A 23265-nucleotide genomic window follows, 5' to 3' on the forward strand; every position below is an offset into this window, starting at 1 on the left:
TTTTTCATGCCTGAAGAAAAGTGCCGGCCGCTTCGCCGGCAAGGCCGGCTCCTGCACGCCCGCAGGAGCCGGCCTGATCCTTTCAGAGCGACCAGCGCAACGTCAGCATCGCATTGCGTGGGTCACCGTAGAAGTTGCCGCCATACACCGTGTTGGTGGCAATGCTCTGGTAGTACCTGGTGTCGAACACGTTGTTCACGTTCAGGCGCACGTCCAGGTGCTCGGAGGCCTTGTAGCTGAGCATCAGGTCGACCAAGGTGTAGGCATCCTGCTCGATGCGGTAGGTGCTGTCGGTGGCGTACCAGTTGTCACCCTTGTTGTAGATCGCATTCTGCCGGTACACCCCGCCGCCGACCTTCCAGCGCTCGAGCTCGCCCGGCAGCTGGTAGGTGGTGAACGCCTTGAATACGTGCCGCGGGATGTCGGTGTCGAACAGCCGTCCCTCGTTGGCCGGGTCGCCGTCCTTCACGTACTTGACCTGGGCGAAGGTGTAGCCCGCGCCCAGCTCCCAGCCCGGCAGCACGGTGCCGTTCACTTCCAGCTCGATACCCTCGCTGCGCAGCTTGCCCGCCGCCTCGGAGCAGCTGGGCACCAGGTCGGAGCACTGGTAGCGCTCCAGGGTCTTGGCGCGATTCTCCTGGTCGATGCGAAACACCGCGGCACTGGCATTCAATGCGCCGTCGAAGTACTCGCCCTTGATCCCCACCTCGTAGTTCTTGCCCTCGATCGGCTTGAGTTCGCTGCCGCTGGCGTCCTGCTCGGACTGCGGCTTGAAGATGTCGGTGTAGCTCACGTACACCGAATGCTGCGCATCCAGGTCGTAGATCACCCCGGCGTAGCGGGTCAGGTTGCGCGTGACGCTCACGTTGACAGGCTTGCCCAGGCGCGTGCCGTTGCGGGTCTGGGATTCGCTGTCGTACCAGTCCAGGCGCCCGCCCACGATCAGCTTCAGGTCGTCGGCCAGGTTGAAGCGCGACGTGACGTAGGTGCCGGTCTGCGAGGTTTCGCGGTCCTGGTGCCAGTAGTTCAGGTCCAGGCGACGCTTGGGCAGGCTGCCGGGGTCCCAGGCATGGATGTTCATGCCGATCAGGTCGTCGCTGTAGTTGCCCTTGCCCTCGAAGGTCAGCTCGCGGCGGCTGGCCCCGACTACCAGTTCGTGTGTACGCCCCAGCAACTGGTACGGCCCGGTGGCATAGGCGTCATAGCTGCTCTGCTCGTCGTCGTAGTGGTACTGCCCCAGGTACTGGCCGAACACCTCGCCCTCATCGCCCATGCGCTCGGTCATGCTGCCGAGCATCTTGAGCTTCGACCAGGTGCGGCTGGCCGCCAGCAGCAGCTTCCAGTCGTTGTCCAGGCGATAGTCCAGGCGGCTGAACAGGGTGGTGTTGTCCTGGTCCCAGTATTCCCAGTCGTTGCCCAGGTAGGTGGAGCGCGAAAGGTGCAGGTCGCTGCCGTCGATGCCAGTGGGCAGGCCGCCCCAGGTGGAGGTGTTGTTGACGCTCTGGTTCGACAGCCCCAGGGTGAAGGTGCTGTTGTCGCTCAGGTCGGCCTCGCCGATGGCATAGAACACCGAGCGCTCGGTATCGGCCACGTCCTGGAAGCTGTTGCGGGTCTGGTAGGCGGTGACCATCCGGCCGCGCAGGGTGCCGCTGTCGTTGAGCGCGCCGGAGCCGTCGACCTCGGTACGGTAGTTGTCCCAGCTGCCGGCACTGCCGGTGATGCTCAGGCGCGGGTCGGCCGTGGGGCGCTTGCGCACCATGTTGATCGCCGCCGACGGCGTGCCCGAGCCCTGCATCAGGCCGGTGGCGCCGCGCACCACCTCGACGTGGTCGTAGATCGCCATGTCGGGCGTGGAGTTCATGTCCCGCGAGAGGTAATGCGACAGGTCGTTGGAGAGCCCGTCGTTCATCAGGTTCTCGACGGTGAAGCCGCGAGCATAGAAGGTCGGGCGCTGCGGGCCGTCCTTGGTCATGGACATGCCGGGGGTGTTCTTGAGCACATCTTCCAGGCTCTGCATGTCCTGGTCGTCCATGCGCTGGCGGGTGATCACACTCACCGACTGCGGGGTTTCACGGATGCTCAGGGGCAGCTTGGTGGCCGTCTGCATCGGCCCGGTGGTGTAGGAGCCGGTACCCTCGGTGGTGCTCCCCAGCACCTGCCCGTTGATACTGGTGGCGCCCAGCTCCACCGCGCCGTTGGCCGCCGGCAGCGCAACCAGCACGTAGCCGTCGCTGCTGGCCTGGGCCTGCAGACCGTGGCCGTACAGCAGCGCGGCGAAGCCGTCCTGCAGGGCATAGTTGCCCTGCAGCCCGGCGCTGGACAGGTTGGCGACCTGGCCGGCATTGAACGAAATGGCCACCCCCGACTCGCGGGCATAACGGCTCAGCACGTCGCCCAGCGCCCCGGCCGGGATGGCATAGCGCTGCACCTGCTGCTGCGCATGCGCCGGCTGCAGGGCCAGCAGCGGCAGCGTGCCGAGGGCTAGATGAACCGCCAGCGCCAGGGCGCGGCTGGGCTTGAGGGGCTTGTGTGAAGGCATGTTCCCGACTCTCCGATGTATTGGCTAATACAAGGACGCACAGGTAACGGGAACTGGAAGCGTTTGATAAGGATTTCTATTCAAGAGTGACTCGCGTGACCCACGGGGTGTAGTGCTGCACCCGGATCGGGAAGCTGCGCGCCAGCAGGCGCAACGCCCGCTCGCTGTCGTCGGCGGGCAACACGGCGGTCACGTTCAGGTGCGCCAGCGCCTTGGTATCGAACAGCAGGTAGCCGCCGTGATTGCGTGCCAGGCGTTCCAGCACCTCGCCCAGCGGCTGCTCCTTGACCATCATCTGGTGGCTGGCCCAGGCCTGCTCCAGCCCGGCGGCGTCGACCGCCTGGAGTGGCTGGATGCCAGTGGCGTCGAAGCGCACCTGCTGGCCGGCGCTGACCGTGCGGCTGCTGCCGGCGCTCTTGACCTCGGTGCTCGACTCGAGCATGGCCAGGCGTGTGCTGTGCTCGCTGCGCTCGACCATGAAGCGGGTGCCCAGGGCACGGATGCTGCCGTGTTCGGTGACCACGCGGAACGGGCGACTGGCGTCCTTGGCCACATCCAGCAGGATCTCGCCGCTGAGCAGGCGCAGGGTGCGCGATTGGGCGTCGAACTGCAGGTCGACCGCCGACCGGCCATCCAGGCTGATGCGGCTGCCGTCCGGCAATTGCTGTGTAGCCCACTGGCCGCTGCCGGTACGGATATCGGCCATCAGATAAGCCGGCGGATAGTGCTGCAGCACCAGGCCGGCCGGCAGCAGCAGGCCCAGGCTGATTGCCAGCGCCTTGAGCGCGCGCTTGCCACGGGGTTGCGGCGCAATGCGCTTGAGCGCCGCGCGGGCCGGCGCACGGGGCAGTTCACGCAGTGGCGCGAGGCTGCCCTGCAACTGGCGCACGGCCTCCAGGTGCTGCGGGTCGCTGGCCAGCCATGCCTCGAAGTCCTGCTGGTCGCCGGCACTGGCGCTGTCGTCCAGGCGCACCAGCCATTCGGCAGCCTTGCGCAGCGTGGCCGCAGGCAGGTTCACAGGGCAGGATCTGTGGCAGCGTGGCAGTGCAGCAGGGCCTGCACCAGGTGGTTCTGCACCGTCTTGGTCGAGACGTTCAGGCGTGCGGCGATCTCGGCATGGCTGAGCCCTTCGAGGTGACGCAGGATGAACACTTCGCGGGCACGCACGCTCATCAGGTCGAGGGCGCGGGCGATGTGCTCCAGGGCCTGGAGGGCGGCCAGCATCTGCTCGGGAGAAGGTGCCTGGTCGAGGTACTCGACGTGCCGGGCGAGCGCTTCGCGGTAGGCCTGTTCGAGCTTCTGCCGGCGCCCGCGGTCGATCAGCAGACGCCGCGCCACGGTAGCCAGGAACGCCCGCGGCTCGCGCGGGGCCACATAGCTGCCGGCGCTGAGCAGGCGCATGAAAGTGTCCTGGGCCGTGTCGGCAGCGTTGTGCGGGCAGTCCAGGCGTTGGCGCAGCCACACCAGCAGCCAGCCGTGGTAGCCCTTGTACAACGAAGCGAGACTGTCGGCGGGTGGGGTGGCTTTCATGTCGGCGGCACTAAATGAGAATGGTTATATCTTATGGCGCCGCTGGTGGGAGATGCAATGGCGGGATCGGTGGTGCGCCTTTCGCTGGCTAGCCAGCGCAGCGGCCAGGCGCTCAGCGCACATTCACGAACACCACCGCCACCCCCAGGCCGATCAACGCCACCCCGATCACCCGGTCCACCATGCGCTGGCGGCGCAGCATCGCCTGGCGCAACGCCTCCCGCGAAAAGAACAGCGCCACCAGGCTGAACCACACCCAATGCGCCAGCGACATGAACGCCCCATAGGCAAAGTTGAGCCCCAGCGAGGCCCCCGGCTGCACCACCTGGCTGTAGGCGCTGACCACGAACAGCATGGTCTTGGGGTTCAGCGCATTGGTCAGAAAGCCCGATGCGAACGCCCCCCATGCACCGCGCCCCGTCACCCCCACCGCGCCCTCCAGGGCCACCGGCGCACGAGTGCGCAGCGACCGATACCCCAGGTAGATCAGGTACCCTGCCCCCACCACCTTCATGGCCATGAACAGCCCCGGCGACTGGCTGATCAGCACTGCCACCCCCAGCACCGTGTACACCACATGCACCTGCACGCCGCAGGCAATCCCCAGGGCGGCGAGCAATCCGCTGCGCCTGCCAAACGCATAGCTGCTGCGTGTCACCATGGCAAAGTCCGCCCCCGGGCTGATCACCGCCAACACGGTAATCAAGGCCACCGCCAGCAATTCACCCACCGTCGATACTCCATGAAATGACGCAGATGATTCTGCGCAGCGCCATTATCGAAAGCTTCAGCACGGCAAAAAAGCGATTTATAGTGGCGCAAATCCGCTAGTTTTCCTCACACATATGAAACTGCCCGCCCTCGCCGCCTTTCGCTATTTCGACGTCGCCGCCCAGACCGAAAGCTTCGTGCGCGCCGCCCAACAGCTCAACGTCACCCACGGTGCGGTGAGCCGTCAGGTGCGTCTGCTGGAAGAATCCCTGGGGGTGCAGTTGTTCGAGCGGCGCAACCGCGCCATTTTCCTCACGCCGGCCGGGCGCGCCCTGCACGACACCACCCTGTCGGTGTTCGAGCAGCTGCACGCCAGCGTGCAACGCCTGCAGCAGGCCCGCGACAACGTGCTGGTGCTGTCATGCGAGCCGACCATCGCGATGAAGTGGCTGATCCCGCGGCTGCCGGCGTTCCATGCCGCGCACCCGGACATCCAGTTGCACCTGGTGGCCGCCGGCGGGCCGGTGGACTTTGCCCGCAGCGGCATCGACCTGGCGCTGCGCCGCGACGACTTCCACTGGGATGCCAGCCTGCACAGCCTCAAGCTCTGCAACGAGGCAGTAGGGCCGGTGTGTCGCGCCGACCTGGCACTGCCCGACAAGGGCTTTGCCGGTACCCGCCTGCTGCACAGCGCCACCCGTCCCGACGCCTGGAAGCACTGGCTGCGCCTGAGCGGCCAGTCGGCCAGGGGCAGCAGCCGCGCCGGCTACGAACACTTCTACCTGTGCATCCAGGCAGCCCTGGCCGGGCTGGGCGTGGCGCTGGCCTCGCGCATGATGGTGCAGGACGAACTCGACAGCGGGCAGCTGGTGGCGCCCTACGGGTTCACCGAGGACGGTTCGGCCTACTACCTGCTGAGCCCCGAGCCCTTCGCTGCCGGCACGGCGCAGCGGCGCTTTGCCGACTGGCTCACGGGCTCTTGAACAGGCTGCGCAAAAACGCCAGCAAGCCGCCCAGGGTGGCGATCGCCGCCAGCCAGCTGACGGCGGGCAAGCCCAGCCACACCGGACCGGCAGCGGCGATCTGCGGGCCGAAGGCAATCACCAGCGCACTGATCAGCAACGCCAGCGACAGCCGCGTCGAGGCCAGGCGCAACGAACGCTCCAGGCGCTCCAGCCCCGGCACATCGACGCGCATCTCCAGCACACCATGCTTGAAGCGGTTCACCAGCAGCCGTGTCAGCTGCGGCAATTCGCCGAGCAGGCCGCGTCCCAGTTCCAGGCCATCGAGCCCCAGGCGCCTGGCGATCTTCCAGCTCAGCTGCGCCTTGAGCTGAGCCCTGATCGCCGGTCTGGCGGTGGCCACCAGGTCCAGTTGCGGGTCCAGCCGGGTCAGTACGCCGTCGGCGGTCACCAGGGCCTTGAACAGCACCAGCAGGTCGGGCGGCAGCAGCAGGCGGTATTCGCGCATCAGCCCCAGAAAATCCTCGATCAGCGCGCCCATCTTCAGCACCTTGCCGCCGTGACGCGCCATGTATTCGCCGGCCGCCTGCTCGATGGCGGGCATGTTGCGCACGCCGTCGTCGTTCCAGTCCACCAGCACCGTCACCAGTGCATCGCTGTTGCCCTCGGTCAGGGCGCGCATGAACGTCATCACCTCCAGCCGACGGCGCTCGCCAAGGCGCCCGACCATGCCGAAGTCGATGAAGCCCACGCGGTTGTCGTCCATGGCCTTGAGGTTGCCCGGGTGCGGGTCGCCATGGAACAGCCCGTCCTCCAGCAGCATCTTGATGAACGCGGCTGCGCCGCGGCTGGCCAGCAGGCTCGGGTCCAGGCCCTGCTCGATCAGCGCCTCGCGCTCCAGCGGGGTATGGCTGGGCAGGTACTGCTGCACCAGCAGCCGCTCGCTGCTGTGGGCCCAGTAGATGCGCGGAATGACGATGTGCGGCTGGCTGGCGAAATTGGCCGCCACCGCGTCGCAGTGGCTGCCTTCCTGGGTGAAGTCCAGCTCTTCGAGCATGGCCCGGGCCAGTTGCCGCACCATCTTGCGCGGCTGGTAGTCGGCCAGGGCGGTGTTTTGCTCGACCAGTTGCGCAACGCTTTCGAGCAACTGCAGGTCGGCGGTCATCTTGCGCCGCAGCCCCGGACGCTGAACCTTGACCACCACCTCCTCGCCCCCGAGCAGGCGTGCCCGATACACCTGGGCCATGGACGCCGCCGCCAGCGGGGTGGTGTCGAACTCGGCGAACACCTGGTCCAGTTCGGCGCCCAGGTCTTCGAGCACCTGGGCCTGCAGCTGCGCCCAAGGCAAGGTAGCGGCGCTGCTGTGCAGGGCCTGCAACTCGTCGATCCATGCCGCCGGCAAAATGTCGCTGCGGCTGGAGAGGATCTGCCCGAGCTTGACGAAGGTCGGGCCCAGCGCCTCCAGCGCCCGCCGCACGCGTTGCGGGGTGCCTTCGTCGGCGGGCAGGCCGGCCACCGTTTCGGCCTCCCCCAGCAGCCTGCCCAGCCCCAGGCGGAACAGAACGTCCTGGGCGCCGAAGTTGGCCAGCACCACGACAATCTCGCGCACACGCTGATGATGCTTGAGCGCAGTCCAGGTCGATTCGAGCATTGGGCGGTTCCTCGGGGCGGGTTGATGTGCAGGGGGTGAACTACTTCCGTACCTTGCGGGGCCCAGGAGTTCCTCGCCCCGCCATCGCCGAGCTGTTCAGGAGCTGGGCGCCAGGCGCGGGCAAAACGACGAGTCGGCACTCAGGTCGCCGCCCCAGGTGCGGTAGCCGGCGGTGTCGATATGGATGCGCCCCGACGGGTAGCGGCCAAGCCCCATGTTCCAGGCCTGGCCCTGGGTCTGCCAGAACTCGCACAATGGTCGCGGATCGGCCCACGCCGGCAGCAGCAGGTCGACCGCGAAGGCGCGGGTATGCGCACTGTCGCGGGCACCACCGGCGCAGCGGTTGAGGGTGGGGTTGCGATAGGCCGAGACCACTTCGTAGGTTTTCAGGCGCTGCTGCTCGCCCAGGGTCTTGAGCAACTGCAGGGTCGAGCGTACCGCCGGCCACTGGTCGGGCGGCGCCACGGCGAACGGCTCGGCGTTGCACAGGCGCCAGTCGCTGGCCGAGCGCAGCAGCTGGTACAACGGCACTACCCCATACAGCCGCGCCTGCACCAGCATTTCGCGAAACGCGCGCGTATCGTGGCTGCCCGTCCACTGCGCGAACGACCACAGGTCGCGCTCGTCGGCGTGGGCCGGCAACACGCTCAACAGCCCGGCGAACAGTGCAATGCCCGGATACCCCTTCATGGTCCTGCCCCCTTCCCCTCGTCCTGAGAACTACCCCAGTATGGCAAGCCTTCCGCACATCGGGAGTTCATCGACAAGGAGTTGAACATGCGTACACCTTTTGCCCTGGGCCTGATCGCCCTTGCCGCCAGCAGCGCCGTGCTGGCCGACGCCCGCGTACCGCTGGGCGATGCGCAGCGCGTGACCCGCCTATTCGCCTACCCCAACAACTGCGGGGTGATCTGCTTTCGCGACTGGTCGCTGGAGCGCACCGTGGAGCACTACCTGACCCAGAGCGTGCAGCGCGATGGCTACCCGACCGCCACGGTGACGGTGCGTCGCGAGCACGACCAGCTGCATGCCGACATCAGCGGCGTACCGACCACCTACGCTGCCCCGCTCAAGGCCCTGCTCGACAGCGGCGAACTGGCCTATGCAGGTGCCGACCGGCTCAATCGCGAGGGCAAGTGGGCTTACAACTGGGCGTTGTTCCTGCCGTTGGGCATGGCCCTGGAGAACCGGCGCAGCATCGAGCTGCTGCACTTTCCGCCGGACTATTCGCTGACCCAGGCCCAGGACTACCTGCGCTCCAACACCACCGACCGCTGGGCCCAGCTGCTGACCTTCAACGGCGTGCCGGCGCAACACACCCCGGCCTACCAGACCATCGTGGACATCGCACCGATTGCCGCGCCAGCCAGTGCCGGCAAGGACCTTGAAGGGGTGTACGGGTATTTCACCGACTACCAGGTGCGCATGGTCAGGGACATGACTGCGGCCGCTGACGGCGCCAGCCTGCCGATGGTGGCGTTCGGTGCGCCGGTGCGCAGCTGGGTGCAGCAGCAGTACGGGCCAGAGGTGAAGGTACTGGGGCTGGTGAGCATCAGCCCGGTGCCTGGGCGCAACGTGCCGGTGCTGGGCGCAAATCACCCGAGCGCGATCTGGTACGCCGCCGACCCGAAGAACAACGACAACGACCCGGACAAGGCCGATGCGGCGGGTTTGCGGATGATGGGGCAGGACTTGAGCGCGGCGTGCTGGCAGGCGGGAATGGGGCGCAACCCGAAGGCGGATGCAAGTGCCACGCTGGGGGCATGCACGCAAAAATGGCAGGTGAAGGAGAAGAAGCAGGCCTGCGGGCTGTTTTTCCGCACGGTACGCCAGATGACGCCGGAGCAGGCCCATGCCAAGTGCAATACGGGGGTGATGACGCGGGCGTTACGCAGCCTGTAGGAGCCGGCGTTGCCGGCGAAGGCCGCACCACGGACAGGTAGCGCGGCCTTCGCCAGCCAGGCTGGCTCCTGCAACAGCCAATGGGCGGTCAGTCCTGCGGACGCAACCGGTACTGCGGCGGCAGCTGCTCGAACCCGCTGATGGTGGTGTTCAGGCTTTTCCACAGGCCGTCCTTGATCCCGTAGATGCACCCATGGATCGACAGGCTCTGCCCGCGATGCCAGGCGTTCTGCACGATGCTGGTGTGCCCCACGTTCGCCACCTGCTGGATCACGTTCAGCTCGCACAGGCGGTCGACCTGCTCTTCCTCGGTCGCCAGCTTGGACAACTCCACACGATGCTCGTAGTACACGTCGCGAATCGCCCGAAGCCAGCCGTCGATCAGGCCCAGCTGACGGTCCTGCATCGAGGCCCGCACGCCGCCGCAACCGTAGTGCCCGGTCACCAGGATGTGCTTGACCTTGAGTACGTCCACCGCGTACTGGATCACCGACAGGCAGTTGAGGTCGGTGTGCAGCACCACGTTCGCCACGTTGCGGTGCACGAACAGGTCGCCCGGCAGCATGCCGACGATCTCGTTGGCCGGCACCCGCGCATCCGAACAGCCGATCCAGAGGAATTCCGGAGTCTGCTGACGCGCCAGCTTGGCGAAGAAGTCCGGATCTTCCTGCTTGATCGCATCGGCCCAGCGCGCGTTGTTATCAATCAGTTCTTGTAGATCGTGCATGGTCAAGCCTCATGGGAATGCGCATGTGTGACTGGCGCCACCCCGTTCGGGTCACGCCTTTGAATCTTCCCGCCAGTGGCCGGTCCACCCCTTACAGGCCACCCGCAGGAGAATAGACATGACCGAATCACATCGCCCGCCGCATGCCCCGGAACCCGTACAGATCGATACCATCGAGGACCAGATGGGCTCGGTGCAGCCGCTGGACTTCGATCAAGACCCACCGGTGACCGACACGCACTACGACCCCAGCGACGATGACCTGACGCCCGAAACCCTGATCCCCGAAGACGGCGCCCGCTCAGCCGATGAAGTCGGCGGCGACCACCCGGCCGACTGGGACCTGAGCGTAGTCGACGAAGATGACATTGGCGGCGGCAACGGCCTGGACGAGGCCGAACTGGCGCGTCGCGACCCGCTGGACGGCAAGCGCGAGCGCTGAAGGGTTATTCTTCGAACAGCGTGCAGGCCATCACCAGCGCGTCTTCGCGCCCACCCGCCACCGGGTAGTAGTCGCGTCGCCGGCCGATCTCGTTGAAGCCGAAGCGCTCGTACAGGCGATACGCCGACTGGTTGCTGGCGCGCACTTCGAGGAAGCACTCGCGGCCGTTGCTGGCGTAGGCGCGCTTCATCAGCTCTTCGAGCAGGCGCAGGCCCAGGCCACGGCCCTGGCTTTCGGGCTTGACGGTGATGTTGAGCAGGTGCGCCTCGTCGATGATCACGTTGATCACGCCGTGGCCCACCTGCTGCTGGCCTTCGAACATCAGCCAGATTTCGTAGTTCTTCAGCCCGTCGAGAAAGATCCCCCGGGTCCACGGGTGGCTGAAGGCGGCGTATTCGATCTTCAGCACGGCATCCAGATCCGCCTCGGTCATGCGGCGAAAACTGATGTTGTCACTCATTGCGTGGTTTCCAGCGCGCCATCAGCCGGCGCATGGCTTGCCAGACGTGCGCCTTGCGGGCGGGCTCGTCCATCAACAGTTCAAGGCCAGGCAAGGCCCAGCAGTTGCCCAGGCCCTCCACCGGCAATTCGCGGTAGTACGCCTGCTCGTCGGCTTCACCGGCAAAGCGCACCGCCGGCAGGCCGACCAGCCACAGGCAGCTGCAGGGCGCCTCTTCAAGGCGGGCCTGGATGAAACCCTGGACAAAATCACGCGCTGCCAGCGGGCCCTGGTCGAGGGTGCCGCGCACCAGCAACGGCCAGCGTACCGGCTCGCCGATGATCTGCGGGCTGTCGGGCAGGCCGGCGGCGCGCAGCATGTCCTTGAGCAGCAGGTAGGACGGGTCGCGGCTCTGGAACGGCTGGCCGGTGACCAGCTCCACCAGCACCAGGCAATCGCCGGCACGCAGCAACTGCAAGGCAAAGCGGGGCGGCGGTACCAGCGCTGGCTTGACCACGGCGGCGGCTTCTTCGGCGTCGAGCACCGGCTTGCTGGCCGGCTTGGCGCTGACCGTCGGTCGCGGAATCTCGATTTTTGGCCGCTCGGCCGGCTTGGCAGCCGGTGCAGACGCCTTGGCCACCACTGCCGGCAGCACCACCGGCGCCTCGACTAGCGGTTCGGGTACCCGCAGCAGCTCGGGGCGCGATGGCGCGGCGAACGGCAGTTCGGCGCGCGGCAGCCAGTGCACCACTTGCATGGCGTTCAGGTAGGCGCGGCGGCGGGACTCGGTAAGCAAAGGGCGGCCATCTGTGGATAAGTCGGGGCGAGCATTCTACCGCCGTTACGCCGCCGTTGCAGGCACAAAACCGCCCGACAACACCGGCAAACGATCAGGGGGTGAATCGATCCCCCCCTGATGCAGTACAATCGGCGCTTTTACTTGGCAGCGAGTCGACCCGCCAATGATCGAACCCAAGCGCGTCCTGCGCGCCCTAGCCGAACACTGGGCCCTGCTCGAGCCGTTGTGCGAGCGCTTCGACGGGGGCACCCTGAGCCTGGCCGAGCTGCGCGGGCAACTGGCCGCACAACAGCTCGACAGTACGCCCCAGGACATCACCAACCTGCTGGACGTGTGGATTCGCCTGGACATCCTGGTCCCGGTGGCCAAGAGCCCGAACCGCTTCGAGCTCAACGCCCAGATCCACGACTTCCTGGCCTACCTGCGGCGCGAGCACCGCCTGGGCCTGTGCCTGGAGATCGAAGCCTACCTGCGCCACCTCGAACGACTGGCCGGGCATATCCAGGACGCCTTCGACATCCGCGACGGCAACGACCTGGCGCGCCAGCTGCGTCTGCTCGACATGCGCGTGCGTGACGTGCTGAAAAAACTCGACAACGACGAGCAGGCGCTGGTGGCGGTGGCCGAGCGGGCCAAGACCAGCGACCGGCAGATCCCGCTGCGCCAGCGCTACGCCGAAGTGCTGGCCACCTGGGACGAATACGTCGAGCCGATGATCCAGCTGGTGAACGCCGACGGCGCCTTCGAACAGGGCGTGCGCAAGGTCGAGACCGTGCTGTTGCGCCTGCTGGGCGAGCAGGCGCGACTGGGCCACCTGGTCGACGACGACATGCTGCTGCGCACCCACGCGCGCATCCTCGAGATGCAGACCAGCGCCCAGCTGACCCTGCGCCACGCCCGCGAGCTGCTGCTGCCGCTGCGTGAAGAGGCACGCCGGCACAACGCCGTGACCCGTGGCGCCGCACTGGCGCTGTCGGTGATCCGGCGCAAGGGCATCGACGCCGTGCCGCAGGCGGCCATGCCGCTGTTCACCCGCCCGCAGAGCACCTTCCTCGGCAGCGCCAGCCAGGTCGAGGCCTACGTGTATGCCCTGGCCCGCTTCGAAGCCAAGCCGGCGCAGTTCCCCAAGGCGCACAAGAGCCACAAGGGCGCCGCGCCGCGTGCACCGCGCACGGTCAAGGAAATGCTCGAGCGCTGCGAAGACGCCCTGCCGCTGCCCGACCTGATGGTGTGGCTGCTGGAGCAGGAGCCCGAAGGCGCCACCGACGAACTGCTGTACTGGTTCTCGCGCCTGTCGCGGGAAAAACGCTTTACCCGCGCGCGCCTGGAGCGCCGCGAGTACACCACTCAGGAACACCTGGTCAGCCTGCGCTCGTTCGCCCTGACTTCAAGCCGCGAACCGTCGCCCGAGCCTACTGCGAGCCCTACCCATGCATCTTGATCTTTCCGAACTGTCCCAGCTCGCACCGATCTTCCGCGAGCTGTTCAAGGGCTTCCACATCAGCCGGCGCGACCCGGAGCTGTATGCCCAGCTGTCGAACTTCCAGGACCAGTACCGCGGCCTGTTCAAGGCCCTGGGCTTCGAACTGGTGTGCGACACCCGTGGCTTCTACTACTTCGTGCCGGAACTGGCTGCTGCCCAGGTCAACAAGACCGCCCAGCGCCTGTCGCTGTTCACCTTCATCCTGGTGGAGCACCTGGCCGACCAGGGCCGCGACCCGATGTCGGTGCTCGACGGCGGCAGCCTGGGGCGCGACGAGCTGCCCTCGCTGCTGGAAAAGTACCGCGACCTGTTCCTGCAGGCCGAGGTGCAGACCCCCGACGAGCTGGAAGAGAAAATCATGCGCCGCATGACCCAGCTCGGCTTTGCCAGCGAAGACAACGGCATCTACCGCTTCCTGCCGCCGATGCACCGCTTCCTCGACGTGTGCCTGTCGGTGCAGCAGGACCGCGACCTGGCCGCCAGCCTGCACAGTGCCCTGCCGCTGCCGACCCCGGTGCTGGTGGTGGAAGAAACCCCTGAAGAGCTGAACAGGACCGACGACCCGCTCGACCTGAGCCCGTTCGAGGAAAGCGAAGAAGACGCCTTGGCCCGTGCCATTGCCCAAGAGCAACAGGAGATTGACGCATGAGCCAGGACCGCTACGGCATTCGCCGCTTTGCATTGCTCAACACCGCCGGCTACAGCCTGGGCCTGTTCCCGCTGGAGCACCCGCTGTCGGTGTACGGCGCCAACAACCTGGGCAAGAGTGCGTCGATCAACGCCCTGCAGTTCCCGATCCTGGCGCGCATGTCGGACATGAGCTTCGGCAAGTACAGCCTGGAGCAGTCACGCCGCTTCTACTTCGCCAGCGACACCAGCTACATCCTCTGCGAGGTCAACCTGCCCCACGGCCCGCACGTGATCGGCGTGGTCGGGCGCGGCCCTGGCGGCGGCTTCGGCCACCAGTTCTTCGCCTATGCCGGCGAGCTGGACCTGGGCCACTACCAGAAGAACGACACCTGCCTGCGCCAGAAGGAGCTGTTCACCAACCTGGAGCGCAACGGCCTGAAAGCCTACGAGCTCAAGCCCGACGAACTGCGCCGGCTGCTGGTGGGCGGGCACACCTCGGTGCCGCTGGACCTGACCCTGATTCCGCTGCGCTCCACCAGCGAGCAGAGCCTGAAGACCTTCCGCGCCCTGTTCATCAACCTGCTGCACATGCGCGAGATTACCGCGGCCAAGCTCAAGCAGCTGTTCCTCGATGCGTTCGAGCACAGCCTGCGCTCGGGCAGCGTCGACTACATCGCCGCCTGCGAAGAAGCCTTCCGCGACGTGCGGCGCATGGAACAGGACTACAACTCGCTGGTAGCCGCCGGCCCGCTGGTCGAGGCCCTGGCCAATGGCGTGGCCCAGCGCGACATCCTGCGCGGCAAGCTACACCGCCTGTCACCGCTGCTCGACCAGTTGCTCGGCACCTGGCAGGACTACGCCGGCGCACGCAAGGAAGAGCTGGTGCTGCAGGCCGAGCACTACAGCCACGAGCAGGACGCGCTGCAGAACAACCAGCGCGGCGGCACCCAGGAGCTGATGCGCCTGGAACGCGAAATGACCGGTATCCAGCGCTGGCTGGGCGAACTGTCGGTGCTCAAGCACCGCTTCGCGCTGGTGGATGACGTCAAGGTGCTGGAGCAGCAGCTGCTGGCCGCCAAGGACGCCCACGACGAACTGGCCGGTGCCCTGGCGCAGTCGCGCCAGTTCAGCGCCGAGGACCTGGAAGAGCGCCTGCGCGACCTGGAGAAACGCCTGAAGTCGGTCAAGCAGCAGCTCGACCATGCCGACAACAACAGCTATGCACGCCTGCGCGAAGAGTTCTCGCAGCAGGACGTCGAGCGCCTGATGCGCCTGTTCAACGGTGCGCTGTTCAGCCTGCCGCTGGGCGAGCGCGGCATCGAGCTGGATGACAGCGACGTGTGGGTCAAGTCCCTGGAAGCGGTACTCGACGGCTTCAAGGGCGAGCGCTTCGAGGCGCCGGGGCTGTCCATCGACCTCAGCCATATCGAGCCGCCGGCCTTGCAGGCTCTGGCCGACCGCGCCGCGCTGCGCGACCAGAAGGAGCGCCTGGAAAAAGAGCTCAAGCAGCTCAAGACCCAGCAAGCCGTGGCCGCCGACCGCGCCGCGAGCAAGACCCAGACCGAAGCGCTGTACCAGCAGGTGCTGGATGCGCAAAAGGCCCTGGAAGACTACCGCCGTACCCAGACCCTGTCGGCCGAAGAAGGCGACAAGCTGGAGCATCTGGCGCAGATGGAGGCGGCCCAGGACGAGCTCAAGCGCTCCAGCGACGCGTTCACCGAGCGCGTGCAGCAACTGTCGGCCAAGCTGCAACTGGTCGGTCGCCAGATTGCCGACATGGAGGCCAAGCAGCGCACCCTCGACGACGCTCTGCGCCGTCGCCAGCTGCTGCCGGCCGACCTGCCGTTCGGCACGCCGTTCATGGACCCGGTCGACGACTCCATGGACAACCTGCTGCCGCTGCTCAACGACTACCAGGACAGCTGGCAGGGCCTGCTGCGAGTGGATGGCCAGATCGAGGCGCTGTACGCCCAGGTACGCCTCAAGGGCGTGGCCAAGTTCGACAGCGAAGACGACATGGAGCGCCGCCTGCAGCTGCTGATCAACGCCTACGCGCACCGTACCGACGAAGCCCTGACCCTGGGCAAGGCGCGGCGCGCGGCAGTGACCGACATCGCGCGTACCCTGCGCAACATCCGCAGCGACTACGACAGCCTCGAGCACCAGCTGGCACTGTTCAACCGCGAGATCAACAAGCGCCAGGTATCCAACCTGCAGAGCTTTCGCATCGTGCTGGCGCCGAACAAGGAAGCGCTCAAGCACATCGACCAGATCATCCACAGTGCCGGCCAGTACGAGGAAGGCGAGACCCTGTCGGTGTTCGACCTGAGCCAGAGCGCCGAGCAGGACAACAAGAACGAAGAGGCCAAGGAGTACCTGGCGCGGCTGGTGGCAGCCAACCACAACCAGCTGGGCCTGAAGGACCTGTTCGAGCTGGCGTTCGAGATCACCAAGGTGGGCGGCCAGCCGATCATCCATACCGACATCGATGGCGCGGCCTCCAACGGCACCACCATGACCATCAAGGCGCTGACCAACATGTACCTGTTGCTGCACCTGATGGACCGCGACCAGGCCGGGCGCGTGCGCCTGCCGTACTACCTGGACGAGGCGGCCGACATCGACGAACGCAACCAGGCGGCATTGCTGGAGACCAGCCTGCAGTTGGGCTTCGTGCCGATTCTGGCGAGCGTGAAGCCGCAGGTATCGGCGCACGTTGCAATCGACCTGGAGGGCGGTAGCGGGCCGAACGGGATCTACATCGACGAGGCGGACTGGAAGTACATCAGCCGTCGCGATCAGGTGAAGGTCGAGGTGCGGGAAGTGGAGGTTGAGCCGGCGTCGATCTGACGGCCTTGGGGGCCCTTTGGGCCCCATCGCGGGTCAAGCCCGCTCCCACAGAGGGCACCATTGAACCTGTGGGAGCGGGCTTGACCCGCGATGGATTCAACGCGGTCTTATTCTGCCCAAGGCAGAATCGGAATCGCCGTCACCGCGTTCTGCGGGCTGCCTTCGATCAGGCGGTCGCTGTACACCAGGTACACCAGCGTGTTGCGCTTCTTGTCCAGAAAGCGCACCACCTGCATGGTCTTGAACACCAGCGAGGTGCGCTCCTTGAACACTTCATCGCCATCCTTGAGCTCGCCCTTGAAGCGAATCGGCCCCACCTGTCGGCAGGCGATCGACGCCTCGGCACGATCTTCGGCCAACCCCAGCCCACCCTTCACGCCGCCGGTCTTGGCGCGCGACAGGTAGCAGGTCACGCCCTCCACCTTGGGGTCGTCGAACGCCTCGACCACGATGCGGTCGTTGGGCCCGACGAACTTGAACACCGTCGACACCTGGCCGATTTCCTCGGCACCGGCCAGCATCGGCAAGGCCAGCAAGGCGGCTGCAAAAATCCCTTTGATCACGCTCATTTCCTCATACCAGAATCAGGTTGTCGCGGTGCACCAGTTCCGGCTCGGCGCTGTAGCCCAGCACGGCCTCGATGGCCTCGGATGACTGGCCGATGATCTTCTGCGCTTCCAGCGCGCTGTAGTTGGCCAGGCCGCGGGCCACCTCAAGGCCGTCCGGCCCTACGCACACGACCATCTCGCCACGCCGGAAACTGCCCTGCACGGTCTTGACGCCCACCGGCAGCAGGCTCTTGTTGGCCTGGCGCAAGGCCTGCACCGCACCGGCGTCCAGCACCAGGGTGCCGCGGGTCTGCAGGTGCCCGGCCAGCCATTGCTTGCGTGCCGCGAGCATGCCGCGCTCGGGCGAGAGCAAGGTGCCCAGGCGCTCGCCGGCCTTGAGGCGGTCGAGCACGCGCTCGATGCGACCGCCGACGATGATGGTGTGCGCCCCCGACCGCGCGGCCAGGCGCGCCGCACGCAGCTTGGTCTGCATACCGCCACGCCCCAGTGCGCCACCGGTGCCGCCGGCCACGGCGTCCAGCGTCGGGTCATCGGCGCGCGCCTCGTAGATCAGCTGGGCTTCGGGGTTGTTGCGCGGGTCGGCATCGAACATGCCGTCGCGGTCGGTGAGGATCACCAGCAGGTCGGCTTCCACCAGGTTGGCCACCAGTGCGGCCAGGGTGTCGTTGTCGCCGAAGCGGATCTCGTCGGTGACCACGGTGTCGTTCTCGTTGATCACCGGTACCACGCCCAGCTCCACCAGGGTACGCAGGGTGCTGCGGGCGTTGAGGTAACGCTTGCGGTCGGAGAGGTCGTCGTGGGTCAGCAGGATCTGCGCGGTGTGCCGGCCATGCTCGGCAAAGCTCGACTCCCAGGCCTGCACCAGGCCCATCTGGCCGATGGAGGCGGCAGCCTGCAGCTCGTTCATCGCACTCGGTCGCTTGCTCCAGCCCAGGCGGCTCATGCCGGCAGCCACGGCCCCCGAAGAGACCAGCACCAACTCGACCCCTGCCTCATGCAGGGCCACCATCTGCTCGACCCACACGCCCATCGCCGCGCGGTCCAGGCCCTTGCCATCCGCCGTCAGCAACGCGCTGCCGATTTTCACGACCCAGCGCTGCGCACCCGTCACCTTGCTCCGCATCTTCTTCCAACCTATAGAGATCTTTAGATACCAAAACGCCGCTTGAAAAAGCGGCGTTTAGTGTACTGCAACGAATCAGTCGCGCACGTAAATGATTTCCGGGCCGTCTTCGTCGTCTTCCCAGTCGTCATCGTCATCATCGTCGCCGATGTCGTGCACGCTCTTGACGCCGGTACGGCGCAGGGCGCGCGCGTCGTCCAGGGCCTGCAGCTGGGCACGGGCCTCGTCTTCGATGCGCTGGTCGAGGTCGGCCAGCTCGTCGCGGTAGGCAGGGTCGGCCGCCAGGCGGTCGGCACGGTCTTCGAGGTAGCGCATGATGTCGCGGCTGAGCTGCTCGGTGCCCTGCTTGGAGATCGCCGAGATCACGTACACCGGGCCTTCCCACTGCAGGCGCTCGACCACTTCCTTGACGCGCTCGTCGCGCTCGTCGTCCATCAGCATGTCGGTCTTGTTCAGCACCAGCCAGCGGTCACGCTCGGCCAGCGACGGGCTGAAGCGGGTCAGCTCGTTGACGATGACTTCGGCGGCGTCGGCGCTGCTGCTTTCATCCAGCGGGGCCAGGTCGACGAGGTGCAGCAGCAGGCGGGTACGCGCCAGGTGCTTGAGGAAGCGGATACCCAGGCCGGCGCCTTCCGAAGCGCCTTCGATCAGGCCGGGGATGTCGGCGATGACGAAGCTCTTCCAGCGGTCGACGCTGACCACGCCCAGGTTCGGCACCAGGGTGGTGAACGGGTAGTCGGCGACTTTCGGCTTGGCGGCCGACACCGAACGGATGAAGGTGGATTTGCCGGCATTGGGCAAGCCCAGCAGGCCGACGTCGGCCAGCACTTTCATTTCCAGTTTCAGGTCACGCTGCTCGCCGGGCTTGCCCGGGGTGGTCTGGCGTGGCGCACGGTTGGTGCTGGACTTGAAACGGGTATTGCCCAGGCCGTGCCAGCCGCCCTGCACCACCATCAGTTTCTGCCCGGCCTTGACCAGGTCGCCGATCACTTCCTGGGTGCCCGCGTCGATCACGGTGGTGCCGACCGGCACGCGCAGGATCAGGTCGTCGCCCTTCTTGCCGGTGCAGTCGGTGCTGCCGCCATTGGAGCCGCGCTGGGCCTCGAAGTGACGGGTGTAGCGGTAGTCGACCAGGGTGTTGAGGTTTTCGTCGGCAACCATGTACACCGAGCCGCCGTCGCCACCATCGCCACCGTTGGGGCCACCGTTCTCGATGAACTTCTCGCGGCGGAAGCTCATGCAACCGTTACCGCCGTCACCGGCCTTGACCTTGATCGATACTTCGTCAACAAACTTCATAAAAACCGCCTCTCGTCAGTTGGACGAGCTGAGTGACACAAAGACATAAGGCTCTTGCAAAAGTGAGCGCGGCGGCCCCGATACGGCCAGAACACCAGCGCCGGCAGCCCATACAAACAGCTTTGCAAGAGACTCACCCCACAAACGAAAAAGCCCCGTCGCGAGACAGGGCTTTTCCAGCGATCGCGCGATTACTCGGCAACGACGCTCACGTAACGACGACCGAAGGCGCCTTTTACTTCGAACTTGATCTTACCCGCGATCTTGGCGAACAGGGTGTGATCCTTGCCCATGCCAACGCCGTAGCCAGCGTGGAATTGGGTGCCGCGCTGACGCACGATGATGTTGCCCGGGATGATAGCCTGGCCGCCATACATCTTCACGCCAAGGCGTTTGGCTTCTGAGTCGCGACCGTTACGGGTACTACCACCAGCTTTTTTGTGTGCCATGGTTCAATTCTCCAGAAATGGGGATTTGGGCGATTAAGCCGAAATACCGGTGATCTTGATTTCGGTGAACCACTGGCGGTGGCCCATACGCTTCATGTGGTGCTTACGGCGGCGGAACTTGATGATGCGCACTTTGTCGTGACGACCTTGCGAGATCACTTCAGCAACAACCTTGGCACCAGCAACGACTGGAGCGCCGATGTTCACGTCGTCGCCATTGGCAACCAACAGAACGCGGTCGAAAGTCACGGATTCGCCAGTGGCGACTTCCAGTTTTTCGATTTTCAGGTATTCACCTTCGGCGACTTTGTACTGCTTGCCACCGGTAACAATTACTGCGTACATGGGTATTTCTCCGATAATCCTGCTCACCCAGCTCTTTATAGGAAGAGTATTGGCTGGCATGGCTGCATAGGGCTGGAACGGCCCAGTGCAATTGCGTAAGGCAGGTGCTGCCCAGGAAGTTCAGGGTGCGCGATTGTACGCAAGCCAGCTTTGCCTTGCAAGTGTGGCCATTGACCCCACGGGCAGTGCGCCTTGACACGCCGGGACCCGCAACCTAGCATGCCGCGCAACCCTTATGGAGCACCTGTGGCCGATGCAACCCCAAGCTTTCTACCGTGCGGTAGCGGACGACTTCAGCGCCGTTGACGAGATCATCAAGAAGCAGCTGACTTCGCGTGTGCCGCTGGTATCGAAAATCGGCGACTATATTACCTCGGCCGGGGGCAAGCGTCTGCGCCCGCTGCTGGTGTTGCTGTGCGGCAAGGCACTGGGCCGCGAAGGCGACGACCTGCGCCTGCTGGCAGCCACCATCGAGTTCCTGCACACCGCCACCCTGCTGCATGACGACGTGGTCGACATGTCGGGCATGCGCCGTGGCCGCTCCACCGCCAATGCCCTGTGGGGCAACGCGCCAAGCGTGCTGGTGGGCGACTTCCTGTACTCGCGCTCGTTCGAGATGATGGTCGAGCTGGGCTCGATGCCGGTCATGCAGATCCTCTCCAAGGCCACCCGCGTGATTGCCGAGGGTGAAGTGCTGCAGCTGTCGCGCATTCGCGACGCCAGCACCACCGAGGAAGTCTACATGGACGTCATCCGCGGCAAGACCGCCATGCTGTTCGAAGCCTCCACCCACAGCGCCGCCGCACTGGCCGGCGCCAGCGATGAACAGCGCGAAGCCCTGCGTACCTTCGGCGACCACCTGGGCGTGGCCTTCCAGCTGGTCGACGACCTGCTCGACTACAAGGGCGACGCCGAGACCCTGGGCAAGAACGTCGGTGACGACCTGGCCGAAGGCAAGCCGACCCTGCCGCTGATCTACACCATGCGCGAAGGCACCCCCGAGCAGGCGGCGCTGGTGCGCCAGGCCATCCAGAAAGGTGGCCTTGAAGACCTGGAGAGCATCCGCAACGCAGTGGAGGCCGCCGGCGCGCTGGAGTACACCGCACAGATGGCGCGTGACTACGTGGCCCGTGCCATTGCCTGCCTGGACGTGCTGCCGGCCAGCGAATACCGCGATGCGCTGGTCGAACTCAGCGAATTCGCCGTCGCCCGCACGCACTGATCCCCTGCCCCGGCCCATCGCTCGATGGGCCTGCTTTTCCTCTGGCCGGCAAAACCCTATACAATGTGGGTTTTCTGCACGTAGTCCTGAGGAACCGTAGTGAGCACTTTGCCACCCTGCCCCAAATGCAACTCCGAATACACCTACGAAGACGCCAGCCAGCTGATCTGCCCCGAGTGCGCCCACGAGTGGTCGGCCAGCGGTGAAGCCGAAGCGGCCAGCGACGAAGCGGTGAAGAAGGATTCGGTGGGCAACGTCCTGCAGGACGGCGACACCATCACCGTGATCAAGGACCTCAAGGTCAAGGGCACCTCGCTGGTGGTCAAGGTCGGCACCAAGGTCAAGAACATCCGCCTGTGCGACGGCGACCACGACATCGACTGCAAGATCGACGGCATCGGCCCGATGAAGCTGAAATCGGAATTCGTGCGCAAGGTCTGACCCCCTGCCTGCCCGGGGCTGCACTCGCAGCCTCGACCCTACCGCCCGGCGGTAATCGCAAGAAAAATCCAATAGTCACTTGCTATTTTGATAATAAGAATTATTCTCATTGAACGCTTTCAAGGAGAATAGCCATGACTTATCTGATAGACGCCTGGCTTGACCGCCCCCATCCGTACCTGCGCATCCTGCACCGCGAAACCGGCGAGGTATGCGCCGTGCTCGAAGAAGACGCGCTGGGCGAACTGCGCGACCAGGGCGACCTGGATCTTCACGGGTTGAATTCGAGCGAGCCTGTGGTGCTCAAGGAGCTGGTGAGGAATCTGTTCCTGTTCTGCTATGCCCGGGCGTTGCGCCCTGGGGGTGGCGCGCAGTGGAACTGAAAACGCTTCGCCGGCAAGGCCGGCTCCTACACGGGTACGCGCTGACCCTGTAGGAGCCGGCCTTGCCGGCGAAGAGGTATTACAGTACGTCCAGCAGCTCGACGTCGAACACCAGCACGCTGTGCGGCGGGATGCTGCCAACGCCCTGGGCGCCGTAAGCCAGCTCGCTCGGTACGTACAGGCGCCATTTGCTGCCCGCGTTCATCAGTTGCAGGGCCTCGGTCCAGCCAGCGATCACGCCGCCGACCGGGAATTCTGCCGGCTGGCCACGCTCGTAGGAGCTGTCGAACACGGTGCCGTCGATCAGGGTGCCGTGGTAGTGGGTGCGCACGCTGTCTTCACGGCTTGGCTTGGCGCCTTCACCGGCAGTCAGTACTTCGAACTGCAGGCCCGAGGCCAGGGTGGTGATGCCGTCACGCTTGGCGTTCTCGGCCAGGAAGGCCTTGCCTTCGCCAGCGGCCGCTTCGGCCTTGGCAGCCGCTTCGGCCTGCATGATTTCACGGATGACCTTGAAGCTGGCCGACAGGTCTTCTTCGCTGACGCGGCTGGCCTGGCCATTGAAGGCGTCGGTCAGACCGGCCAGGATCGCGTCCAGGTTGACGCCCGGTGGCGGGTTGTCACGCAGCTGGCCACCCAGCTGACGGCCAATGCCGTAGCTGACGCGGGTTTCGTCGGTGGACAGGTTGAGTTCGGACATGTTTCTGCTCCGCTACAGGGCGCACAAAAGCCGCGCCCGCTGTGAAAAGGGCAAGCAGCCTAGCACACTGCG

Annotated in this window: 24 protein-coding genes; 9 read left to right on the plus strand and 15 right to left on the minus strand. The window is 65.7% G+C overall.

Going from position 1 to position 23265, the window contains the following annotated elements:
• Nucleotides 1-82: 82 nt before the first annotated feature.
• The 4 genes from NP552_RS21815 to NP552_RS21830 form a co-directional block, all read right to left on the minus strand.
• The gene (locus tag NP552_RS21815; protein WP_058540622.1) at nt 83-2539 is read right to left on the minus strand and encodes a TonB-dependent siderophore receptor; all 2457 of its coding nucleotides are present in this window, start codon (nt 2537-2539) and stop codon (nt 83-85) included.
• A 76-nt stretch (nt 2540-2615) separates the two neighbouring features.
• The gene (locus tag NP552_RS21820) at nt 2616-3557 is read right to left on the minus strand and encodes a FecR family protein (protein ID WP_058540621.1); all 942 of its coding nucleotides are present in this window, start codon (nt 3555-3557) and stop codon (nt 2616-2618) included.
• Nucleotides 3554-4069, minus strand: a complete 516-nt coding sequence (locus NP552_RS21825; protein WP_043864306.1) for a sigma-70 family RNA polymerase sigma factor — start codon at nt 4067-4069, stop codon at nt 3554-3556. The genes NP552_RS21820 and NP552_RS21825 overlap by 4 nt, the downstream gene beginning before the upstream one ends.
• Nucleotides 4070-4181: 112 nt before the next feature.
• Complete coding sequence (locus NP552_RS21830; RefSeq protein WP_058540620.1) at nt 4182-4799, minus strand: LysE family translocator; 618 nt, start codon at nt 4797-4799, stop codon at nt 4182-4184.
• A 115-nt stretch (nt 4800-4914) separates the two neighbouring features.
• Here NP552_RS21830 and NP552_RS21835 point away from each other — a divergent pair, with 115 nt between their 5' ends.
• A complete protein-coding gene (locus NP552_RS21835; RefSeq protein WP_043859822.1) occupies nt 4915-5763 on the plus strand; it encodes a LysR substrate-binding domain-containing protein in 849 nt (282 codons plus the stop codon).
• On the opposite strand, the gene NP552_RS21840 is transcribed toward NP552_RS21835, so the two are convergent.
• Together NP552_RS21840 and NP552_RS21845 are read right to left on the minus strand one after the other, a co-directional pair.
• A complete protein-coding gene (locus tag NP552_RS21840; RefSeq protein ID WP_058540619.1) occupies nt 5750-7393 on the minus strand; it encodes an ABC1 kinase family protein in 1644 nt (547 codons plus the stop codon). The two genes, NP552_RS21835 and NP552_RS21840, sit on opposite strands and share 14 nt — an antisense overlap.
• Before the next feature lie 96 nt (nt 7394-7489).
• Nucleotides 7490-8083, minus strand: a complete 594-nt coding sequence (locus tag NP552_RS21845; RefSeq protein WP_104572259.1) for a D-Ala-D-Ala carboxypeptidase family metallohydrolase — start codon at nt 8081-8083, stop codon at nt 7490-7492.
• 87 nt (nt 8084-8170) lie between these two features.
• On the opposite strand from NP552_RS21845, the gene NP552_RS21850 reads away from it, so the two are divergent.
• Nucleotides 8171-9295, plus strand: coding sequence for a hypothetical protein (locus tag NP552_RS21850; protein WP_058540617.1), 1125 nt, complete (start codon nt 8171-8173; stop codon nt 9293-9295).
• 88 nt (nt 9296-9383) lie between these two features.
• On the opposite strand, the gene can is transcribed toward NP552_RS21850, so the two are convergent.
• Entirely contained in the window at nt 9384-10022 is a 639-nt protein-coding gene (gene can / locus NP552_RS21855) for a carbonate dehydratase (protein WP_043859818.1), read from the minus strand.
• A 118-nt stretch (nt 10023-10140) separates the two neighbouring features.
• On the opposite strand from can, the gene NP552_RS21860 reads away from it, so the two are divergent.
• On the plus strand, nt 10141-10464 hold the full coding sequence (locus NP552_RS21860; RefSeq protein WP_058540616.1) for a hypothetical protein: 324 nt from the start codon (nt 10141-10143) through the stop codon (nt 10462-10464).
• Nucleotides 10465-10468: 4 nt separating this feature from the next.
• Here the strand turns inward: NP552_RS21860 and rimI are convergent, their stop codons facing one another.
• Together rimI and NP552_RS21870 are read right to left on the minus strand one after the other, a co-directional pair.
• Entirely contained in the window at nt 10469-10924 is a 456-nt protein-coding gene (rimI, locus tag NP552_RS21865; RefSeq protein ID WP_043859816.1) for a ribosomal protein S18-alanine N-acetyltransferase, read from the minus strand.
• Nucleotides 10917-11699 carry a hypothetical protein gene (locus NP552_RS21870; protein ID WP_058540615.1) on the minus strand — a complete coding sequence of 261 codons (783 nt, stop codon included), beginning with the start codon at nt 11697-11699 and terminating at the stop codon, nt 10917-10919. The genes rimI and NP552_RS21870 overlap by 8 nt, the downstream gene beginning before the upstream one ends.
• A gap of 166 nt (nt 11700-11865) precedes the next feature.
• Here NP552_RS21870 and mksB point away from each other — a divergent pair, with 166 nt between their 5' ends.
• The 3 genes from mksB to mksF are packed head-to-tail and all read left to right on the plus strand — an operon-like array spanning nt 11866 to nt 16665.
• Entirely contained in the window at nt 11866-13143 is a 1278-nt protein-coding gene (mksB, locus tag NP552_RS21875) for an Mks condensin complex protein MksB (protein ID WP_043859814.1), read from the plus strand.
• Nucleotides 13133-13834: an Mks condensin complex protein MksE gene (gene mksE / locus NP552_RS21880; protein ID WP_043859813.1), complete on the plus strand. Its 702-nt coding sequence runs from the start codon at nt 13133-13135 to the stop codon at nt 13832-13834. The genes mksB and mksE overlap by 11 nt, the downstream gene beginning before the upstream one ends.
• Nucleotides 13831-16665 (plus strand): Mks condensin complex protein MksF, encoded by a 2835-nt coding sequence (mksF, locus tag NP552_RS21885; RefSeq protein ID WP_058540614.1) that lies wholly within the window; start codon nt 13831-13833, stop codon nt 16663-16665. The genes mksE and mksF overlap by 4 nt, the downstream gene beginning before the upstream one ends.
• A gap of 107 nt (nt 16666-16772) precedes the next feature.
• Here mksF and NP552_RS21890 read toward each other — a convergent pair whose 3' ends face one another.
• The 5 genes from NP552_RS21890 to rplU all read right to left on the minus strand — a co-directional run bounded on the left by NP552_RS21890 (nt 16773) and on the right by rplU (nt 20450).
• Nucleotides 16773-17234: a CreA family protein gene (locus NP552_RS21890; protein ID WP_043860223.1), complete on the minus strand. Its 462-nt coding sequence runs from the start codon at nt 17232-17234 to the stop codon at nt 16773-16775.
• A 4-nt stretch (nt 17235-17238) separates the two neighbouring features.
• Nucleotides 17239-18357: a glutamate 5-kinase gene (proB, locus tag NP552_RS21895; protein ID WP_058540613.1), complete on the minus strand. Its 1119-nt coding sequence runs from the start codon at nt 18355-18357 to the stop codon at nt 17239-17241.
• Between the two features lie 75 nt (nt 18358-18432).
• Nucleotides 18433-19656 carry an Obg family GTPase CgtA gene (gene cgtA / locus NP552_RS21900; RefSeq protein ID WP_043860221.1) on the minus strand — a complete coding sequence of 408 codons (1224 nt, stop codon included), beginning with the start codon at nt 19654-19656 and terminating at the stop codon, nt 18433-18435.
• Nucleotides 19657-19847: 191 nt separating this feature from the next.
• Nucleotides 19848-20105, minus strand: a complete 258-nt coding sequence (rpmA, locus tag NP552_RS21905) for a 50S ribosomal protein L27 (protein WP_010225698.1) — start codon at nt 20103-20105, stop codon at nt 19848-19850.
• Nucleotides 20106-20138: 33 nt separating this feature from the next.
• Complete coding sequence (gene rplU, locus NP552_RS21910; protein WP_038614793.1) at nt 20139-20450, minus strand: 50S ribosomal protein L21; 312 nt, start codon at nt 20448-20450, stop codon at nt 20139-20141.
• Nucleotides 20451-20703: 253 nt separating this feature from the next.
• Here rplU and NP552_RS21915 point away from each other — a divergent pair, with 253 nt between their 5' ends.
• The 3 genes from NP552_RS21915 (at nt 20704) to NP552_RS21925 (ending at nt 22496) form a co-directional block, all read left to right on the plus strand.
• On the plus strand, nt 20704-21672 hold the full coding sequence (locus tag NP552_RS21915; protein WP_054916263.1) for a polyprenyl synthetase family protein: 969 nt from the start codon (nt 20704-20706) through the stop codon (nt 21670-21672).
• Nucleotides 21673-21771: 99 nt separating this feature from the next.
• Complete coding sequence (locus NP552_RS21920; RefSeq protein ID WP_043860219.1) at nt 21772-22113, plus strand: zinc ribbon domain-containing protein YjdM; 342 nt, start codon at nt 21772-21774, stop codon at nt 22111-22113.
• Nucleotides 22114-22247: 134 nt separating this feature from the next.
• Complete coding sequence (locus NP552_RS21925) at nt 22248-22496, plus strand: PA4570 family protein (RefSeq protein WP_043860218.1); 249 nt, start codon at nt 22248-22250, stop codon at nt 22494-22496.
• Between the two features lie 79 nt (nt 22497-22575).
• Here NP552_RS21925 and NP552_RS21930 read toward each other — a convergent pair whose 3' ends face one another.
• Nucleotides 22576-23193 (minus strand): FKBP-type peptidyl-prolyl cis-trans isomerase, encoded by a 618-nt coding sequence (locus NP552_RS21930; RefSeq protein WP_043860217.1) that lies wholly within the window; start codon nt 23191-23193, stop codon nt 22576-22578.
• Nucleotides 23194-23265: the final 72 nt, after the last annotated feature.

The organism is Pseudomonas sp. 8209, assembly GCF_028682105.1.
Classification (GTDB): Bacteria; Pseudomonadota; Gammaproteobacteria; order Pseudomonadales; family Pseudomonadaceae; genus Aquipseudomonas; species Aquipseudomonas palmensis.

Excerpts from the sequence above, each read along its gene's own strand:
- NP552_RS21815 (WP_058540622.1), bottom strand. The coding sequence starts at position 2,539 with ATGCCTTCACACAAGCCCCTCAAGCCCAGCCGCGCCCTGGCGCTGGCG.
- NP552_RS21825 (WP_043864306.1), bottom strand. The coding sequence starts at position 4,069 with ATGAAAGCCACCCCACCCGCCGACAGTCTCGCTTCGTTGTACAAGGGC.
- NP552_RS21835 (WP_043859822.1), top strand. The coding sequence starts at position 4,915 with ATGAAACTGCCCGCCCTCGCCGCCTTTCGCTATTTCGACGTCGCCGCC.
- NP552_RS21840 (WP_058540619.1), bottom strand. The coding sequence starts at position 7,393 with ATGCTCGAATCGACCTGGACTGCGCTCAAGCATCATCAGCGTGTGCGC.
- NP552_RS21845 (WP_104572259.1), bottom strand. The coding sequence starts at position 8,083 with ATGAAGGGGTATCCGGGCATTGCACTGTTCGCCGGGCTGTTGAGCGTG.
- NP552_RS21850 (WP_058540617.1), top strand. The coding sequence starts at position 8,171 with ATGCGTACACCTTTTGCCCTGGGCCTGATCGCCCTTGCCGCCAGCAGC.
- can (WP_043859818.1), bottom strand. The coding sequence starts at position 10,022 with ATGCACGATCTACAAGAACTGATTGATAACAACGCGCGCTGGGCCGAT.
- NP552_RS21860 (WP_058540616.1), top strand. The coding sequence starts at position 10,141 with ATGACCGAATCACATCGCCCGCCGCATGCCCCGGAACCCGTACAGATC.
- rimI (WP_043859816.1), bottom strand. The coding sequence starts at position 10,924 with ATGAGTGACAACATCAGTTTTCGCCGCATGACCGAGGCGGATCTGGAT.
- mksB (WP_043859814.1), top strand. The coding sequence starts at position 11,866 with ATGATCGAACCCAAGCGCGTCCTGCGCGCCCTAGCCGAACACTGGGCC.
- mksE (WP_043859813.1), top strand. The coding sequence starts at position 13,133 with ATGCATCTTGATCTTTCCGAACTGTCCCAGCTCGCACCGATCTTCCGC.
- mksF (WP_058540614.1), top strand. The coding sequence starts at position 13,831 with ATGAGCCAGGACCGCTACGGCATTCGCCGCTTTGCATTGCTCAACACC.
- NP552_RS21890 (WP_043860223.1), bottom strand. The coding sequence starts at position 17,234 with ATGAGCGTGATCAAAGGGATTTTTGCAGCCGCCTTGCTGGCCTTGCCG.
- proB (WP_058540613.1), bottom strand. The coding sequence starts at position 18,357 with ATGCGGAGCAAGGTGACGGGTGCGCAGCGCTGGGTCGTGAAAATCGGC.
- cgtA (WP_043860221.1), bottom strand. The coding sequence starts at position 19,656 with ATGAAGTTTGTTGACGAAGTATCGATCAAGGTCAAGGCCGGTGACGGC.
- rpmA (WP_010225698.1), bottom strand. The coding sequence starts at position 20,105 with ATGGCACACAAAAAAGCTGGTGGTAGTACCCGTAACGGTCGCGACTCA.
- rplU (WP_038614793.1), bottom strand. The coding sequence starts at position 20,450 with ATGTACGCAGTAATTGTTACCGGTGGCAAGCAGTACAAAGTCGCCGAA.
- NP552_RS21915 (WP_054916263.1), top strand. The coding sequence starts at position 20,704 with ATGCAACCCCAAGCTTTCTACCGTGCGGTAGCGGACGACTTCAGCGCC.
- NP552_RS21925 (WP_043860218.1), top strand. The coding sequence starts at position 22,248 with ATGACTTATCTGATAGACGCCTGGCTTGACCGCCCCCATCCGTACCTG.
- NP552_RS21930 (WP_043860217.1), bottom strand. The coding sequence starts at position 23,193 with ATGTCCGAACTCAACCTGTCCACCGACGAAACCCGCGTCAGCTACGGC.